The sequence below is a fragment of the Aquimarina sp. AWH4_224 genome, assembly GCF_056160245.1.
Window position 1 is genome coordinate 40,648 of the sequence record NZ_JBSWWU010000007.1, and the last position, 17,576, is coordinate 58,223.

At 36.6% G+C, this 17,576-nt stretch carries 13 protein-coding genes; 6 read left to right on the forward strand and 7 right to left on the reverse strand.

Annotated elements, in window-relative coordinates:
• The first annotated feature begins 14 nt into the window (after nt 1-14).
• Nucleotides 15-2,210: a peptidase domain-containing ABC transporter gene (locus tag ACXAGJ_RS14355; RefSeq protein ID WP_474840858.1), complete on the forward strand. Its 2,196-nt coding sequence runs from the start codon at nt 15-17 to the stop codon at nt 2,208-2,210.
• Nucleotides 2,211-2,216: 6 nt separating this feature from the next.
• Here ACXAGJ_RS14355 and ACXAGJ_RS14360 read toward each other — a convergent pair whose 3' ends face one another.
• Both ACXAGJ_RS14360 and ACXAGJ_RS14365 read right to left on the reverse strand, forming a co-directional pair.
• The gene (locus tag ACXAGJ_RS14360; RefSeq protein WP_474840859.1) at nt 2,217-3,329 is read right to left on the reverse strand and encodes an ABC transporter permease; all 1,113 of its coding nucleotides are present in this window, start codon (nt 3,327-3,329) and stop codon (nt 2,217-2,219) included.
• Between the two features lie 5 nt (nt 3,330-3,334).
• Nucleotides 3,335-5,470, reverse strand: a complete 2,136-nt coding sequence (locus ACXAGJ_RS14365) for a carboxy terminal-processing peptidase (protein WP_474840860.1) — start codon at nt 5,468-5,470, stop codon at nt 3,335-3,337.
• A gap of 175 nt (nt 5,471-5,645) precedes the next feature.
• On the opposite strand from ACXAGJ_RS14365, the gene surE reads away from it, so the two are divergent.
• The 5 genes from surE to ACXAGJ_RS14390 all read left to right on the forward strand — a co-directional run bounded on the left by surE (nt 5,646) and on the right by ACXAGJ_RS14390 (nt 10,660).
• A complete protein-coding gene (gene surE / locus ACXAGJ_RS14370) occupies nt 5,646-6,428 on the forward strand; it encodes a 5'/3'-nucleotidase SurE (RefSeq protein ID WP_073315730.1) in 783 nt (260 codons plus the stop codon).
• Complete coding sequence (locus tag ACXAGJ_RS14375) at nt 6,421-6,717, forward strand: hypothetical protein (protein WP_474840861.1); 297 nt, start codon at nt 6,421-6,423, stop codon at nt 6,715-6,717. The genes surE and ACXAGJ_RS14375 overlap by 8 nt, the downstream gene beginning before the upstream one ends.
• Nucleotides 6,718-6,844: 127 nt before the next feature.
• Nucleotides 6,845-7,954, forward strand: a complete 1,110-nt coding sequence (gene lpxB, locus ACXAGJ_RS14380; RefSeq protein ID WP_474840862.1) for a lipid-A-disaccharide synthase — start codon at nt 6,845-6,847, stop codon at nt 7,952-7,954.
• 17 nt (nt 7,955-7,971) lie between these two features.
• Nucleotides 7,972-8,496 (forward strand): C40 family peptidase, encoded by a 525-nt coding sequence (locus ACXAGJ_RS14385; protein WP_474840863.1) that lies wholly within the window; start codon nt 7,972-7,974, stop codon nt 8,494-8,496.
• A gap of 160 nt (nt 8,497-8,656) precedes the next feature.
• Nucleotides 8,657-10,660, forward strand: a complete 2,004-nt coding sequence (locus tag ACXAGJ_RS14390) for a ComEC/Rec2 family competence protein (protein WP_474840864.1) — start codon at nt 8,657-8,659, stop codon at nt 10,658-10,660.
• A 29-nt stretch (nt 10,661-10,689) separates the two neighbouring features.
• Here the strand turns inward: ACXAGJ_RS14390 and ACXAGJ_RS14395 are convergent, their stop codons facing one another.
• The 5 genes from ACXAGJ_RS14395 to ACXAGJ_RS14415 all read right to left on the reverse strand — a co-directional run bounded on the left by ACXAGJ_RS14395 (nt 10,690) and on the right by ACXAGJ_RS14415 (nt 17,555).
• Nucleotides 10,690-11,976, reverse strand: a complete 1,287-nt coding sequence (locus tag ACXAGJ_RS14395) for a serine hydrolase domain-containing protein (RefSeq protein WP_474840865.1) — start codon at nt 11,974-11,976, stop codon at nt 10,690-10,692.
• Between the two features lie 212 nt (nt 11,977-12,188).
• Nucleotides 12,189-13,631, reverse strand: coding sequence for an amidohydrolase (locus ACXAGJ_RS14400; protein WP_474840866.1), 1,443 nt, complete (start codon nt 13,629-13,631; stop codon nt 12,189-12,191).
• 130 nt (nt 13,632-13,761) lie between these two features.
• Nucleotides 13,762-14,301: a thioredoxin fold domain-containing protein gene (locus ACXAGJ_RS14405; RefSeq protein WP_473285127.1), complete on the reverse strand. Its 540-nt coding sequence runs from the start codon at nt 14,299-14,301 to the stop codon at nt 13,762-13,764.
• 95 nt (nt 14,302-14,396) lie between these two features.
• Nucleotides 14,397-16,145, reverse strand: a complete 1,749-nt coding sequence (locus tag ACXAGJ_RS14410; protein ID WP_474840867.1) for a peptide MFS transporter — start codon at nt 16,143-16,145, stop codon at nt 14,397-14,399.
• A 15-nt stretch (nt 16,146-16,160) separates the two neighbouring features.
• The gene (locus ACXAGJ_RS14415; protein ID WP_474840868.1) at nt 16,161-17,555 is read right to left on the reverse strand and encodes a peptide MFS transporter; all 1,395 of its coding nucleotides are present in this window, start codon (nt 17,553-17,555) and stop codon (nt 16,161-16,163) included.
• Nucleotides 17,556-17,576: the final 21 nt, after the last annotated feature.

Here is a 17,576-nt window from a genome sequence, read left to right on the forward strand (position 1 = left end):
CAAAAACCACTATTATGAACATTACACTGCGTTTATCTACAAAAGCACTTCAAAAAACACTTGTTCTACAACATGACCAAAGTGATTGTGGTGTAGCATGTTTATTATCTATAGTTAACTATTATGGCGGAACAAATTCTTTGGAAAAACTTAGAGAATTAAGTGGTACTTCGAAACAGGGAACAACTCTTTTGGGATTATACCAATCTGCAAATAATATAGGTTTTGAAGCAGCGGGTTGCGAAGCAGACATAAAAGATTTAATGGCCTGCCAACAGCCTTTGATCCTTCATGTTGTGATTGACGAAAGATTACGACACTATCTGGTATGCTATGGATATGAAAACGGAAAATTCATTATTGGCGATCCTGGTAAGGGTATCGTTTATTATTCAAAACAAGAGCTAATGTCTATTTGGAAATCAAAAACTTGCCTTACCCTTACTCCAAATAAAGATTTTGTAACGCTAACAGACGAAAAGAGCGCAAAAAAGAAATGGTTTATGGATCTAATTAGGGAGGATGTAAAACTCTTACTATTTAGCATTGTTCTCGGAACACTAACTGCTATATTAGGTATGGCCATGGCAGTATTTTCTCAAAAATTAATCGATGACATATTACCCTCTAGAGATTTCAACAAGTTGATTACCGGAATCACATTAGTCGCCTTTTTACTTATCGTAAAAACCATATTTTCCATTCTTCGTTCTTATTTTTTAATTCGGCAAACTAAAGATTTCAATAACCGTATTATAAATCGCTTTTATTCTTCTTTACTTCGCTTACCAAAGTCTTTTTTTGATACCCGTAAGATTGGAGAATTAGTATCAAGGCTTAATGATACCCAGAGAGTACAACAAGTTATTAGAAATGTAACCAATAATTTTGTAGTTAACCTTTTAACATCTATAATTTCATTGAGTTTTCTTTTCTATTACTCCTGGCAAACTGGATTGATTGCTTTGATCAGTCTTCCTTTTTACTTCGTTCTTGTTTATGGGTTTAATCAACGGATTATTCGTACTCAAAAACAGGTAATGCAATCCAGAGCCCATAGCCAGAGTAATTACATTGCCACCATGAATGGTATTGCTACAATAAAAAACAATAACAAACAATCTATATTTCAGCATATCAATAAAGTTATCTATGGGAACTATCAGGATAAAATATTTGATTTAGGACAAATCAATATCAGACTCTCTTTATTATCAGGAATTTTTGGAGTACTTTTTCTAATAGGCATATTAACCTTTACTTCTCTTAAAGTATATCACAATACACTACAACTTGGAGAGTTAATGGCAATCCTAGGCATCGCTGGTTCTTTATTGCCCAGTGTAGCCAGTTTGGCATTGATCGCCATACCTATAAACGAAGCTACGGTGGCTTTTAATCGAATGTATGAGTTTGCTGCTATCAAAAAAGAAGAAAGCGGGAAACATCATCTTGACAACTTCAATTCCCTTGCAATTCATAACCTTTCTTTTCGATTTGCCGGGAGAAGTCAATTGCTCAAAAACGTATCCCTACAAGTATCCAAAGGAGAATGTATTGCAATTGTTGGTGAAAGTGGAGGTGGAAAAAGTACACTTGGACAAATCATACAAAAATTCTATGAACAGGAAAACGGACAAATCGTAATCAACGAAAAGTATGACCTTAATGGCATTTCTCTAAAATCCTGGAGAAATCATATCGGGGTGATAGAACAAAACATTCATATTTTTAATGGTACTGTACTAGATAATATTGTATTAGGAAACCAAGAAAGTCCAGAAAATATATTGAAGTTCTGTCAAGAATACGGTTTTGATCAATTTATAGCACAATTACCTCAAGGATACATGACCATTTTGGGAGAAGAAGGAATCAACCTTTCTGGTGGACAAAAACAAATACTAGCACTTGCCAGAGCGTTATACAAAAAACCACAACTGCTCATTCTGGATGAATATACTTCGGCTATGGATCGAAAAGCAGAACAATTCTCATTAGCACTTCTAAATCGTATCAAAAAAGAAATCGGAATCATCTTTATTTCTCATCGATTGCATTCATTGCCCAAAATCGCAGATCGTATGTATATCATCGAAGAAGGAGAAACCAAAACCTCTGGATCTCATCGACAATTGCTAACAACCAATAACTTCTACAGCGATTTTTGGATACAGATGCAGGAGGAGTTTATGGATCATCTATCCTAGAGATTTTTAGGTTTTCACATCCAACGCATCTCTAAGCGCATTACCAATAAGCATAAATGCCATAACCAAGCTCATGATACCTAATCCGGGTATAACGGCAAGATAAGCTTTCCCTAAAATGATATATGAGTAATGATCTTTGATCATTGCCCCCCAACTAGGCATAGGGGGTTGTGCTCCGATTCCCAGAAAGCTAAGACCGCTCTCAATCAAAATAGCGGCAGCAAAATTAGCAGCAGCAATGACAATTACTGGTGCAAGACTATTGGGTAATATATGTCGTGTAATAATTCTAAAATCAGTAAACCCTAAAGCTCTGGCGGCAGTAACATATTGCATTTGTTTTACGCTCATTACCTGACCACGCACTACCCGAGCTACTTCTACCCACATGGTTAATCCAACAGCGATAAAAACCTGCCAAAAACCTTTACCTAAAGCAAGAGTTATTGCAATTACTAATAGTAAAGTAGGTATTGACCAGGTAACATTAATCAACCACATGATAGCTGCGTCAACTTTCCCTCCGAAATAGCCCGAGGCAGCTCCTAGAGTAATTCCTAGAATCAATGAGATAAAAACAGCCACAAAACCAATAGAAAACGAAATACGGATACCCACCAACATTCTACTTAACAAATCCCTTCCGTACTTGTCGGTACCGAGAATAAATGTTTTTGCGGCTATATACTTCTCTTCAATTTCATTGACAGTATGTTCAGAAGAAAAACTGCTTAGCGGTATCACCTTTGAAATCCCAGTAATTTCTCCCTCACTATAAGGAACTATTTTTAGTCCATTATCTTCAAAACTATAACTATCTATTGGGATTTCATTGTCCATGTTTTTTTCTCCAAAAAAAGCTTTATTCAAAAAAGATTGATTAGACTTTTCTAGTGAAGGAACCGTTAACATGGTCACCTCAAAACCAGGAGGTTTGGAATGGATAGACAAATGCATCTGATTAGCATTCCTAGAGTTATCGGGAGCTAACAGATAAGCAAAAACGGCTATAAAAGCGCAAAAAACAATGAAGCTAAAACTCAAAACGCCCCAAAAATTCTTTTTAAATTTTTGGAGCGCTAGTGTACTTAAAGAGTTTGAATTTTGCTCTGGCATTAATTTTAGTTCTTCAATGTAAGAGGGTTTTTAGATCTTCTGATATTATTAATCTTTAAATCCTCTAATACGCTAATTGCCTCTTCTACATATACATCTTTGCTCAGGCTTTCATGCCATCTTTTACGTTTTTCTGCTAATACTGTATCTTCTTTGATTAACTGCTTTTCGTATGGCAAAGACTCAAAAGTAAGATTAGTCTTATAGTCATCGATAGCACCAAAGCGCTCAGCTTGCTTTTCATTCAATGCTATATTGGCTTTATAGTTATCGTATTTCAAAGAGTATACATTAACATCTCTCTTTTGACGAACCCATTTTGCGTTTTCTTCGATCAATTTTAACTGATCGTTTTTAGCCATTCGTTCTTTACTATTATTAATAGTTTGATTAAAATCAATATACCCGTCCCAAATGTTATAATCTGCCGCAGCGATTTTATCCCAAGGTAAAGGATTCTCCTGATCTTTCTCTCCTATATCAATATAGCTATATCTGTCCGGAACAACTACATCACTTTTTACTCCTTCTAACTGAGTAGATCCTCCATTAACTCTATAAAATTTCTGAGTAGTCAACTTTAATGCTCCTAAATCTCCAAAATCATTACTTCTCATCCAACGATTAAGGTCCATCACATTTTGAACGGTTCCTTTTCCGTAGGTTTGTTTACTACCAATAATGATAGCTCTTTTATAATCCTGCATTGCAGCAGCTAGTATTTCTGAAGCCGAAGCCGATAATTCATTTACTAAAATCACTAGAGGACCATCCCATAATATATTTCGGTCTTTATCGCTTAACACCTCTGGGGATTCACCTTTGGTTCTTACTTGAACGATAGGTCCTTTTTCGATAAATAATCCAGCAATATCTACAACAGTTTGAAGGGATCCTCCTCCATTATCTCTAAGATCTACTACAAGACCATCCATATCCTGTTCTTTCAAACGGATAATTTCTTGTTTTACATCTTTTGCTGCGTTACGTTGATTGTAATCTTGCATATTGAAATAAAACTTAGGAAGATTAATCACCCCAAAAGTTTTATCGTTTTTCTTTACTACCGAAGACTTTGCATAGGTTTCTTCCAACTCTACGACATCTCTTACGATCTCAACAATCTCAGTAGTTCCATCTACTTTCTTTACCGTAAGTGTTACTTTGGTTCCTTTAGGTCCTTTGATCAAGCTTACAGCATCATCCAAGCGCATCCCCACAATACTTACAGGCTCTTGCTCTTCTTCTTGCTTTACTTTCATGATCAGGTCTCCTACTTCAACCTTATTCCCTCTCCATGCGGGACCTCCAGAAATGATTTCGATAATTTTTACATTATCATTTTTCTTTTGTAGTCTCGCTCCAATTCCTTCCAATTTTCCAGACATGGCAATATCAAATCTGTCTTTGTCCTGAGGAGCAAAGTAATAGGTATGAGGATCAAACTCCTCTACAATAGAATTGATGTAAATGGAAAACCAATCTTTTCTCTCAAGATCATCGGCGAACTCAAAGTATTCCTCTAAAGAAGATCTGGTAAGATCTCTAGACTCTTCTTCAAGAGCTACTCCTGTTTTTCTTTTGAAATCTTTGTTTTTGGTAACAGAATCAATCTGCTCTTCTACTTTGTCGTAGTAACTTGATAATGCATTGAATTTAAGTTGCAATCTCCAACGCTCTCGCATCTCTTTCTTATTCGTTGCATATTTTAAATTCTCGTAGTCAGTATCGATCGCCTCTTCTACTTCAAAATTAAAAGGGCTTTCCAGAATATCTTTGTATAAGACTCTCGCCTCATCCATACGTTGTTGCAAACGTTGATACGTACGGTTAAAGAAAGTAATCTCTTTGTTTCTGATTTCGTCGTCGATCAGTTTCTCATACTTCTTAAACTCATTAATATCACTCTCATAAAAATAACGCTTCAAAGGATCTAAAGCATCAATATAATCTGCAAAAACTTCTTTTGAGAAGTCATCATTAATATCCTTTGCATCATAATGACCTTTTCCCAACACATAACTAATCAAATCAATCAACAGCTTATCCTTGTCCGGGTCATTCTCCACCTTGGTAGTAAAACTGCATGACGCAGCTGAAACAATCATGGTAAGCATCAAAATCAAAAAACTCTTTTTCATACGCTTAAAATATAAATTTAGGGGTTTTTCCTGGCAAATTACATTAAAAATCGTGCCAAGAACACGTAATAATACTAAATTTTTCTTAAAACAACTAATATTATTTGTTACTCTTTCCAGAACCGATTTTTCGTACAAAAAAAGTGTATTTTTACCATCGTAAAAATCCGATGACATGACCCAAAAAAAGCCGCTTATTTTAGTGACCAATGACGATGGCATAACTGCTCCCGGAATTAGGGCACTTATTAGTGTTATGAATGAAATTGGTGATGTTTTTGTAGTAGCTCCTGATAGTCCTCAAAGTGGGATGGGTCATGCTATTACAGTCAACAACACTTTGTATTGTGATCCTATTGTAATTGACAAAGATGCTCCTCAAAAGGAATATAGCTGCTCGGGGACACCAGCAGATTGTGTCAAAATGGCATCGCGACAAATTATGGATCGTATTCCTGATTTGTGCGTAAGTGGTATCAATCATGGTTCTAACTCGGCGATTAATGTGATTTATTCCGGAACGATGAGTGCTGCGGTAGAAGCAGGAATAGAAGGGATTCCTGCGATAGGTTTTTCTCTTTGCGATTACGGGATGGACGCCAATTTTGAACCCTCTAAAAAGTATGTGCGATCGATCGTAAAAAATGTACTGGAAAATGGTTTACCCAAAGGAGTGGTGCTTAATGTAAATATCCCTAGGCTACCTGCAGAAGAAATCAAAGGAGTAAAGATTTGCAGACAGGCAAATGCACATTGGGTTGAAGAATTTGATAAACGTACAAATCCAATGGGAAGAAGATACTATTGGCTTTCGGGCAAATTTATCAACGAAGATAAAGGTGAGGATACCGACGAATGGGCACTCAAAAACGGATATGTATCTGTAGTACCTACACAATTTGACCTTACCGCTCATCATTTTATTCAAGAACTAAACAACTGGTCTTTGCATGATTAAAAAAGAAATTGGAATTGGCTTTCTTATTGGTTTGATCGCCAACAGCATTGGTTTTGCATTTTGCGTTTTTATTTTTTCGGTACTTAGCCCTCAAAATTTCAACTTTACAGAAACCATCAAAGCTTCATTAGAAAATGATTCGTTTGGAAGTTTAATCGTACTTGGAGCAATCCCCAATCTTGTTGCTTTCTTCCTATTTATCAAAAAAAATAATATGTATCGTGCTCGTGGTGTGCTTCTTGCTACGCTAATAGCAGCCATTTGTATTGCAATTAGTAAATTTGGATAAACAAGATCGCACCTTTTATAATATATTGAAATAAACACATCAAATAAACCATAACCATGAGGTTGACATCAACAAAAGGTAAGTGGCGAATGATATCTGACAATTAAAAGCAACAAAAAAAGAACAGATGAAATATTACCTAATTGCAGGAGAAGCTTCCGGGGATTTACACGGTTCTAACTTAATGAAATCCTTGCTTATCGAAGACCCTAAAGCAGAATTTAGATTTTGGGGAGGGGATCTTATGCAAGCCGTTGGCGGCACATTGGTAAAACATTACAAGGAGCGTTCTTTTATGGGGTTCATAGAAATACTCCTTAACCTACGCAAGATTCTAGGGTTTATTAAATATTGCAAAAAGGATATTGAAGCATATCAACCAGATGTGCTCATTTTGATCGACAACTCAGGGTTTAATCTTCCTATAGCAAAGTGGGCAAAACAGCATGGTTTTACTACTCATTACTACATAAGCCCACAAATTTGGGCATCTAGAGAAGGTCGTATCAAAACGATAAAGGCCTATGTAGACTATATGTATGTAGTATTACCATTTGTCAAAGATTTTTACGACAAATACGACTATCCGGTTCATTTCGTAGGGCATCCACTTATCGATGCGATCAACAATCATGAACAAATTACTCCAGAAGAGTTCAAGACAAAACATCAACTGGATGATCGTCCCATAATTGCAATATTACCTGGGAGTCGTAAGCAGGAAATCAAAAAAATGCTAGAGACTATGCTAACTATAGTGGATGATTTCCCAGCGTATCAATTTGTTATTGGTGGTGCTCCCAGTCAGGAAGCATCTTTTTATGCTCCGTTTATCAAAAAGAAAGGTGTTCATCTTGTAATGAACGAAACATATGATTTACTAAGTCTTAGTAATGCCGCTTTGGTCACTTCGGGAACTGCTACGCTAGAGACGGCTTTGTTTAAAGTCCCACAGGTGGTTTGTTACAAAGGAAGTTACATTTCATATCAAATTGCAAAACGTATCATTAATCTTGACTACATATCATTGGTAAATCTGATTATGGATAAACCTGTTGTAACCGAGCTCATTCAAAATGATTTTAATGCTGAACGATTAAAAGAAGAGCTTACCAAAATAGTAGACGATTATCAAAGAGCCGTTATGTTTTTGGACTATTACGACCTTGAAAAACAACTTGGCGGTCGAGGTGCAAACGATAAAGCAGCTCAATTAATTGTCGACGCTCATCGATAACAAAAAAACTCCCCAAAATGAAAAAAATAATTACTTACTTTTTAATACTAACCTTAGGCTTATTTTTGACCTCCTGCGGTAGTTCTTCCAAAAAGAAGGCCGTAATATCTCAAAATACTAAGAAAACAACCAGGGCTACCTCAAAAAAGAATCCTAACGACAAAAAGATTAAAAGTATTATTAGCCACGCCAAATCCTTCAGTGGGACCAAATACAAATATGGTGGAACTACTAAAAAAGGTATGGATTGTTCTGGATTGGTATATACTTCTTTCAAAAAAGAAAATGTGATTCTCCCCAGGACGTCAAAAACTATGGCCACTCAAGGAAAAGCTATTGCTTTAAAAAAAGTAGCTGTTGGGGATTTGCTATTCTTTAAAACCAACAAAAGAAAGAATGTCATCTCACACGTAGGACTTGTAGTAGAAACCAGAGGCACTATCAAATTTATCCATGCATCCACCTCCAGAGGTGTTATCATTTCAAGCCTTGACGAAACCTATTGGAACAAGGCTTTTGCATGGGCTCGAAGGGTATTATAATTCTTGTTTTCTCTGAAAAAGAATATAGATTAATCCAAACTTGGAGTTTTAAAATATGAAACTGGCAGCTTGTATAATTGCATGATACATTTTGCAAATCATATTTCTGGTGCAGCAACCAAAGTCAATTAACACACCATTTCTTATTATTACTATATCCATGATTGTTGGAATAGTGATTGGTTACTATTTCTGCATTGCTGTTATTCCAAGCTTAATAAGTCTTTGTATTGCGATAGCGATGCTCAGTATGTTTTGGTGGAAATCCAAAAAACCATTTAACCAAGGTTGGGGGTTTGTAACAACTGCCATTGCTGTGTTCATAGCATTTGGAATAACACTTATTAACCTACACAATCCATTACTTAGACCGAATCACTATTCGAACCTAATTTATGATCAACAGCTTCAACAGCCAATAGGAATCAAGTTTAATGTCAAAGAACGATTAAAATCCACTTCCTATTATCAAAAATATGTCGTTGATATTGTTATTATCGACGGTAAGTCAACCCGAGGAAAGTTATTATTGCTCCTTCCTAAGGATAGTCTTCATAACAACCTAGATATAGGAAATTGCTATACCACGTTTACTCAAATAAAATCGATTCCCAAACCATTAAACCCTGACCAATTTGATTATGCTGCATACTTAAAAAAACAGTATATCACCCATCAAATCAAATTGCACCCATCGCAATTAGCTCAAGACTCAACCTCAATTCTATCTATTTTCAGATTGGCTGATCAGGTTAGAAAACACATTATCTTAAACTTAAAGACCTACTCATTTTCCACAAAACAATTGGCCGTAATCCAAGCTTTATTATTAGGTCAGAGACAAGATATCGATCAACAAACCATACAATCCTATCGCGATGCTGGAGCCATGCATATCCTAGCCGTTTCGGGATTGCATGTAGGGATCTTATTATTACTTCTCAATACTGTATTACGACCTTTAGAAAGATATCACCCAAAAGGAAAGATTCTCAAAGCAGTTTTGTTATTAATATTTCTTTGGTTTTTTGCAGTCATTGCGGGCCTATCTTCCTCGGTGTTGCGAGCCGTAACCATGTTCTCTTTTCTTACCATAGGGATGCAAATAGGTTCTACAACCAGCACCTATAATACTTTGATCCTTTCCGCATTTGTTTTACTTTGCTTTCATCCTTTATTACTTTTCTCCATTGGTTTTCAATTCAGTTATATCGCTGTTTTTTCTATAGTATATTTACAACCGCTATTTGCCAAATGGTACACTCCTTCCAATTTTCTAGTTAAAAAAATTTGGGAAACGCTTACCGTAACCTTTTCAGCTCAACTGGGATTAGCTCCGCTTACTATATTTTACTTTCATCAATTCCCATTGTTGTTTTTTGTTTCTAATTTGATCATCATTCCATTTCTAGGCAGTATTCTGGGTTTGGGAGTGGTTGTTATTATTTTAGCTTCAATAGGAATATTACCAGAACCGCTCGTTGCAGTATTTGGGTATGGTATCGATTTTATGAATGGAAGTGTTTCCTGGATTGCTTCAAAAAGCAATTTTGTGCTAACTGAAATTTCCTTTTCTTGGCAGTTGTTACTTCTTTCCTATACCCTGATTATTATCGCCATTCTGACGCTTCAAAAAGCATCCTTCAAAAAATATATTATTCTAGGAATGGTAACGGTAATGATAATGTTGATCATAGCATTTGAAAAACATGAAGCTAATCAACAAAATGAATTGGTTATTTTTCATCAATTTGGAAATACTGTAGTTGGACATTTAGAACACCAACAACTGATCATGAATGCCAAATCACCAATTGCAGAGAACACCAAAAACTTCCTCTTTTCTAATTATTTGATCAAAAAAAGAGCTGTTTTGAAACAAAATGAGGTTTTTCAACATCAATATCAACATAAGAAGCGAACCATAATGGTTATCGATAGTACATTTACGTATTCTCAACGCTTCTTGGATTCAGACATCCTTCTTTTATCCGGTTCGCCCAGAATTCATTTAGAACGATTGATTGACAGCCTGGCACCTAAACAACTGATTGCAGATGGCAACAATTATAGAAATTTTATAGAACGTTGGGAGAAAACCTGCGCCGATAGAAATATTCCTTTTCATCGCACGGATCGAGACGGAGCGTTTGTATTAAAGTAGCTGAAAACAGCCCAACCTTCGAGTTGTCATTACAACATCACCAATGCTTCTTTTAAATTTTCATCTTCCTCGATAATCTCTTTTGAATTAAGGATATCCTTTATGATTTGACGGATTTTAGGGATACAATCTTTTGCCATTTTATTTGGGCTATTGAATAGTACACAAATCCCTAAATCCTCATTTGGGTAAATCGCTATTTCACTTCGGAAATTGTTAACACTTCCTCCGTGATGGATTACTCTTTGTAATTGCTCAGTTTCCTGATCTTTAAAGGTGTGGATTCTCCAACCGTGCCCATAATGTGAACTTACATATCCTGGCCATCTTTGGTAGTAACTTCTTCTTCCACCTACTTGTATTACTGGGCTAAATACTTTTTCCATGGTTTTCGGCATAAGCACCTCGGGGTTATTCCCCAACAAAAACTTCATCCATTGCCCCATATCCATTGCACTAGCATTAATACCACCTGCAGCAACCGCTCCATAATACTTTTTGTTTAGCCGCATGGGTCTCCATCCATATCGTAAACGTTGATGCGGTAATGCAATATTAGTATCTCCTTGTAAAGCTTCGTAAGTAGCAGAAGCTCTATCCATCCCAAGAGGGTCAAATATTTTTTCCTGAATAACTTCAAAAAGCGGCTTTTGAGTAACACGTTCAATAATTTCACCACTTAACGCAAAAATGGCATTTTGGTAATTATAAAAATAACCTGGTTCCTGAAGTGGACGCACTTCATTAAATCTACTGGCGATATTATCTAAAGAAACTCCAGCTTCTACAAGGTTGGTAAAACTATGATAAGGCAATCCTGAAGTATGCGAAAGCACATGAGACAGGGTTACTTTTTTGGTTTGCGCTGCACTGGCTAATCTGAAATTAGGAATGTGATTGATAATCTTATCTTCCCAATCGATAAGGCCTTCTTGTACATGAATTCCTGCTAAGATTCCCGCAAATCCCTTGGATACAGATCCAATTCTAAAGATCGTCTCTTCATCCACATTATCTAGTAGTCTGCTATTTCTACTACCAAAACCATCTGCATAGATAATAGAATCACATTTTACAACAGCAACTGAAGCACCAACGATTTGCTTTTTTTGTACTGCCTTATCAAAATACGCTTGAATAGAATCTGCGATCCTTTTCTTAAAAGAATCAGACGCTAAAACTGGTTCTGGAAGTGGTTGCGGTAAAAGCACCGCTTGTTCTTGTTTTGGTAACTGCGGTTGTTTGGTAGGCATAAATGAAAGGAGTAAGCCTATGAACAACATAGTTGGGGTAGCTAGGGTGAAGATTTTTTTCATTAAGTAGGTTTATTGGTGCCAAAAAAAAGAAAAAACATCGACAAAAACAACAAAATTATCTTTGAAATACACATTTTATCTATTTTTCTTCCAATTTGGGTATTTTTGGGTTTACGTTGTAGGTAACGAAAAACTTACTAATTAATTGTGTAAAAGGTTAATAAATGTGTGAGACTCATCTTTTTGATATTTCCTGTTTATCCAAATAGACCTTAGTTTGAAACTGTAGGAATGGGAGGAGGACCATCGGGAAGGATGGCTTTATAGACGTAATCTCCCTTTCTTTCTTTAAATTCTTTTTTGACCTCTTCGACTAATTTTTCGTCATCATACATATCAACCATAGTCATAGCAAGTGCCTTTGACGCTTGAATCATCCCTTTATGACCAATAGACATTCCTCCGCAGGCTACAACAGCCCATGAGTGCCAAGGTGTATCAATTGGAGCCGTAGTAACTCCTAATCGCACAACCGGAACCAACCAACTCACATCTCCCACATCTGTAGAACCACCTCCAGGATGCTCTTTTGTCTCTTCCAAAGGGTTTATTTTGGCGTCTATTCCCTTTTGAGGTTTCCCGGTTCCTTCTTGTATTTTGTACGCAAATGCCAATTCTTCTTCAGTATATTGAATTTCTCCCAGGTACTCCAGGTTTTTTTGCATGGCTTTCCCTCCTGCTCTATTCACCAAAATCTCATGTAATCCAGAAACCAAACTAACCTTATAGTCCACATTTGCCATAATAGCAGCTCCTTCAGCCATTATCTCCACACGTTTCCATACTTCTTCCATACCCTCACGTTTTGTATCTCTTACACGTATCCATATTCTGGAGTAATCTGGAACTACATTCACCACATCTCCTGCTTTTTGAATATCGTAATGTATACGTACGGTAGGTTTGATATGCTCTCTCAAATAGTTAATCCCAGTGGTATACAATTCCAAAGCATCCGAAGCACTTCTTCCATTCCAGGGATCGGCAGATGCATGAGCCGCCTGACCATTAAATTCTACGATAAAATCCACCAAGGCCAGCGAACTTTGTACATCAGCTTTGGTCTTTGCCGAAGGATGCCAATCCAAACAAACATCAAGACCTTCAAACAATCCGGCTCTTGCCATAAATAGTTTCCCAAAAAACTTCTCTTCGGCAGGAGTCCCAAAGAACTTAATGGTCCCTTTTATCTTTCCTTGTTTGATCAAATCCTTTATAGCTACAGCGGCAGATAAACTAGCTACTCCAAACAGATTATGACCACATCCATGTCCCCCAGCATCTTTTTGCAAAGGTTCTTTGGTAGGCTGTGCTTTTTGTGATATCCCAGGCAACGCGTCAAACTCTCCCAAAATCCCAATAACTGGAGAACCACTACCATAAGAAGCCACAAAAGCTGTAGGTATATCTGCTACTCCACGATCTACAGTAAACCCCTGAGATTCGGCATAATCTGCTAATACCTTGGCCGATTGTTTTTCTTGAAAGGCAGTTTCGGCAAATCCCCATATTTGATCACTCATGGTGATCATCTTTTTTTCTTGTTTTTCAACTGCTTCTATTACCGAAGTTTTGTTGGAACTGATTTTGGATTGTTGTGCATAAAAAAGTGTACTATATAGTAGAGCACCAACAAATAGTTTGAACCGAATCATAATTAAGATGTTTGTGAGTTGTGTGCTTTGAAGATACTAAATAATTCTTTTTCTTTGGTTCTCACTTTCCAAATAAAAAACTCCTTTCCGTAAAACGAAAAGGAGCTTATTTATCTCTTATTATGTAATTCTAATTCGTAAACGTACCTACGAAAGCTTTCTCATACTTTTTCCAAGCATCAGCACTGGTTAACTGCTTATAATCATCACTATGAATCATCTTGAGGTACAGCTCTAATTGTTGTGGTGTTTTATATCCCACCACGGGAGCAATTAATCCTCCATTCTCATCAAAGAAAACAATACTTGGATATCCAGAAATTTTTAACGCATTGGCAAAAAAGTGTTGACTATTTCTTCCTTTTCTACCGGGTTTATAGTTAGGATTGGTATACGTAAAATTATTGTACTCAATCTTTTCTGTACCTTCGGCATTAAACTTTACCGCGTAGAAGTTTTCATTTACATAAGAAACAACGTCCTTATTATGAAACGTTTTTTTATCCAGAAGTTTACAAGGACCGCACCAATCGGTATACACATCCATAAAAATCTTTCTCGGTTCCTTTTTTTGTGCCTCTAGTGCTTCATTAAAAGACATCCATTTGATCTCTTGTGCCTGGGTAGTAACACACAAAAGCATCACGCATATTAAAAGTAGGTTCTTCATTAGTATCCTTTTTTCTAGTTTGTCGGAAACAAAAACTGTTCCTTATTTAAAACTTCACCCGTCTTTGGGAAACGAGTGAAGACGTATATTATTATTTATCGCACTCCGTGCATGAGTTTTTTCATGACCGGGTTAAGCAACATAATTAAAACCGCTGCCGCTATAGGGACTACTGTAAATATCAGAAAAAAAGTAGACAAATTATAATTTGCGGTTACTTCATCGATCATTCCTCCTAAGGTACCTGCCGCTTTTTGACCGATGGCAATGGCCAAATACCAGATCCCAAACATGAATGCAATCATCCTTCCGGGTACGAGTTTACTAAGATAAGATAATCCTACTGGTGATAAACACAATTCTCCTAAAGTGTGGAATAAATAGGCCAAGATTAACCAAATCATACTTACTGAAGCGGTTTGCGCCCCTTGTGGAATTCCTGAAGATCCATAAGCAAGCAATGCAAAACCAAATCCTAATAGTCCTAAACCAAATCCATATTTGAAGGCTGCACTTGGATTATATTTACTTTCCCACCATTTTGAGAATAATGGAGCTAAAGCAATGATAAAAAACGAATTCAAAATTCCGAACCAGGTAGCTCCTACTTCTGTAGTATCTTTACTAAACTCATTATTTAATTTCCAGATTACAATCCCCCAGATAATCAAAAATGAGATAGATAATACCACATTCGAAAGGCCTATCTTAGAAAACGTCTTCTTGAATACCAGATACAACACCCAGGTAATGATCGCAAGAGGTACTACCGTTAAAATGGTATCAATCACTTTAAAGATTAATGCCGAAGATCCTGAAAGGTCTCTTGCGGTATAGTCTCTTGCAAAAATATTTAATGAACCTGCTGCTTGTTCAAAAGCTGCCCAAAAGAAAATCGTAAAAAATGCGAATATAGCAACTGCAAACATTCTATCTCTTACGGTATGGCTGTAACGAAGAATTCTTGAAATGATAAGATAAACAAACAGAATAACTGCAAATACGATCATCACAGTCGGCCCCTCATAACCTCCTAAGGAGAAGTCAAATAAATTAACGTTTCCAATCTTTGACATTGGATCGTTAATCAACCAAGTAAAACCAATAATAGCGGTAATCGCTATCAATACTTTATCCAGCATCGTAAAAGGATTTAATTTGTCCCCATCTTCAAGTACCACTTCTTTTTTAGCTTCTTTGTTGGGCTTGGCTCCGATATCACCAAATAGGTTTCTAGCCAACCAGAACATAATCATCCCCAAAAACATAAAGATACCCGCTAATCCAAAACCTAGCGCCCAACTATAGTTCTCGCCAAGATAACCGCAAAGCATGATCCCAAAAAATGCTCCTGCATTTACTCCCATATAAAATATGGTATAAGCTCCATCCTTTTTGGCATCATTACCTTTGTACATTTCCGAAATAATAGAAGTAATATTCGGTTTAAACAGACCTGTTCCTATTACCAATAAAGCTAAACCAAGGTATAGGGTCATTTCAGTTTCGAAAGCCATAGATAAATGCCCCAGTGTCATGATTAAACAGCCAATGACCACTGCCCAACGATATCCTGTGATCTTGTCAGCTATATACCCTCCTAATATTGGAGTTAGATAAAGCAAGGAAGCATAAGTGCCAAACAACGCCAAAGCGTGTTCTCTGGGCCAATTAGCCCACCCTGGATTTTCTCCAAACAAAGGTGCTGTAAGAAATATGACTAAGAGGATTCTCATTCCATAAAACGAAAATCGCTCCCACATTTCAGTAAAAAATATGATGAATAAACCAGCTGGGTGACCTAGGACCTTGTCCTTAAACAGGTTTTCTATATCTGTACTCATAAAGTGGAATTATAATTATTCTGAAGCGTCTGCTAGTTCGAACCCTTCCGCTTCCTCGTGAATAGTTCCTTCTTTATCCTCTACTCCATGAGTAAGTATTTCTAATTTCTTTCTAAAAATCATTACGAGTAAACCAAACACTACACAGAAAACTGCTATCCCCGTAAATATTTTAAACTCTCCTTGGCTTTCCGCCCACTCTCCTAGTAATCCAGCCAATTTATTTCCAAATCCTGTCATCGCAAAGTAAACTCCCATCATCAAAGCTGCATATTTTACCGGAGCTAACTTGGTAATAAATGAAAGTGCAACCGGAGAAATACAAAGCTCTCCTATGGTATGGAACAAATAGGCTAATACCAACCAATACATGGCAGATGATCCACTAGATTCAAACTCCATGGAGGCTGCTGTCATAAAAAAGAATCCCGTACCCATAATAATTAATCCCACAATCATCTTAAATAATGAGCTAGATACTTTTCCTTTTAGTTTTCTATTTGCCCAATACAATGCTACAGATGTACCTAAAAATATGATAAACATCGCATTAAGAGATTGGAACCAAGAAGCCGGAACTTCCCATCCCATTAACATTCTATTGGTCTTTTCTTTTGCATAGATATTCATCAATCCTCCTGCTTGTTCAAAAGCTCCCCAAAAAACAATCACTAACAAAAATGAAATCAATAAAACAACGATTCTGTCTTTTTCAATCTTGGTCAACGGCTTTTTCATTGCTTCTTTATCTTCTGCTTTTTCTGAAGTACCTAAGAAATTACCTACCTCTTTTAAGTATTTCTGTCCCAAAAGATATTGTAACAATCCTAAAGCCATACCTATTCCGGCTAATCCAAATCCATAATGCCATCCATGAACTTCTCCTACATAACCAACGATTAAACTTGACAGAAATGCTCCCAAATTTATCCCTATATAAAAAATAGTAAATCCTTTATCCCTTCGTATATCACCTTGTTTATACAAACCTCCTACCATTGTAGAGATATTAGGTTTTAGCATACCAACTCCGGCAATGATCAGTCCCAAACCAGAATACCATGCCCACATTTCCTCAACTGCCAAAATACTATGTCCGGCAACTAATAAAAGTCCTCCTACAAGAACGGATTTCTTTTGACCAATCAACTTATCTGCAATCCACCCTCCCGGAATAGATGCTACGTATACCAACATAGTATACCAACCATATAATGCCAAAGCCTCACCCGAAGACCAACCTAGTCCAGGGTTCTCATCCACAGTTTTTGTTGTAAGATATAACACAAAAAGAGCTCTCATTCCATAGTAGGAAAAACGTTCCCACATTTCTGTAAAAAATAATATATATAACCCTACTGGGTGCCCAAAAAGCTCCTTTTGATGAGCTGCTTTAACTGTATTTGCCATTATATGTTAGTTTAATTTTAG

Bases quoted from the DNA above. Each gene is read 5' to 3' on its own strand.
- ACXAGJ_RS14355 (WP_474840858.1), top strand. From the start codon at position 15: ATGAACATTACACTGCGTTTATCTACAAAAGCACTTCAAAAAACACTT.
- ACXAGJ_RS14360 (WP_474840859.1), bottom strand. From the start codon at position 3,329: ATGCCAGAGCAAAATTCAAACTCTTTAAGTACACTAGCGCTCCAAAAA.
- ACXAGJ_RS14365 (WP_474840860.1), bottom strand. From the start codon at position 5,470: ATGAAAAAGAGTTTTTTGATTTTGATGCTTACCATGATTGTTTCAGCT.
- surE (WP_073315730.1), top strand. From the start codon at position 5,646: ATGACCCAAAAAAAGCCGCTTATTTTAGTGACCAATGACGATGGCATA.
- ACXAGJ_RS14375 (WP_474840861.1), top strand. From the start codon at position 6,421: ATGATTAAAAAAGAAATTGGAATTGGCTTTCTTATTGGTTTGATCGCC.
- lpxB (WP_474840862.1), top strand. From the start codon at position 6,845: ATGAAATATTACCTAATTGCAGGAGAAGCTTCCGGGGATTTACACGGT.
- ACXAGJ_RS14385 (WP_474840863.1), top strand. From the start codon at position 7,972: ATGAAAAAAATAATTACTTACTTTTTAATACTAACCTTAGGCTTATTT.
- ACXAGJ_RS14390 (WP_474840864.1), top strand. From the start codon at position 8,657: ATGATTGTTGGAATAGTGATTGGTTACTATTTCTGCATTGCTGTTATT.
- ACXAGJ_RS14395 (WP_474840865.1), bottom strand. From the start codon at position 11,976: ATGAAAAAAATCTTCACCCTAGCTACCCCAACTATGTTGTTCATAGGC.
- ACXAGJ_RS14400 (WP_474840866.1), bottom strand. From the start codon at position 13,631: ATGATTCGGTTCAAACTATTTGTTGGTGCTCTACTATATAGTACACTT.
- ACXAGJ_RS14405 (WP_473285127.1), bottom strand. From the start codon at position 14,301: ATGAAGAACCTACTTTTAATATGCGTGATGCTTTTGTGTGTTACTACC.
- ACXAGJ_RS14410 (WP_474840867.1), bottom strand. From the start codon at position 16,145: ATGAGTACAGATATAGAAAACCTGTTTAAGGACAAGGTCCTAGGTCAC.
- ACXAGJ_RS14415 (WP_474840868.1), bottom strand. From the start codon at position 17,555: ATGGCAAATACAGTTAAAGCAGCTCATCAAAAGGAGCTTTTTGGGCAC.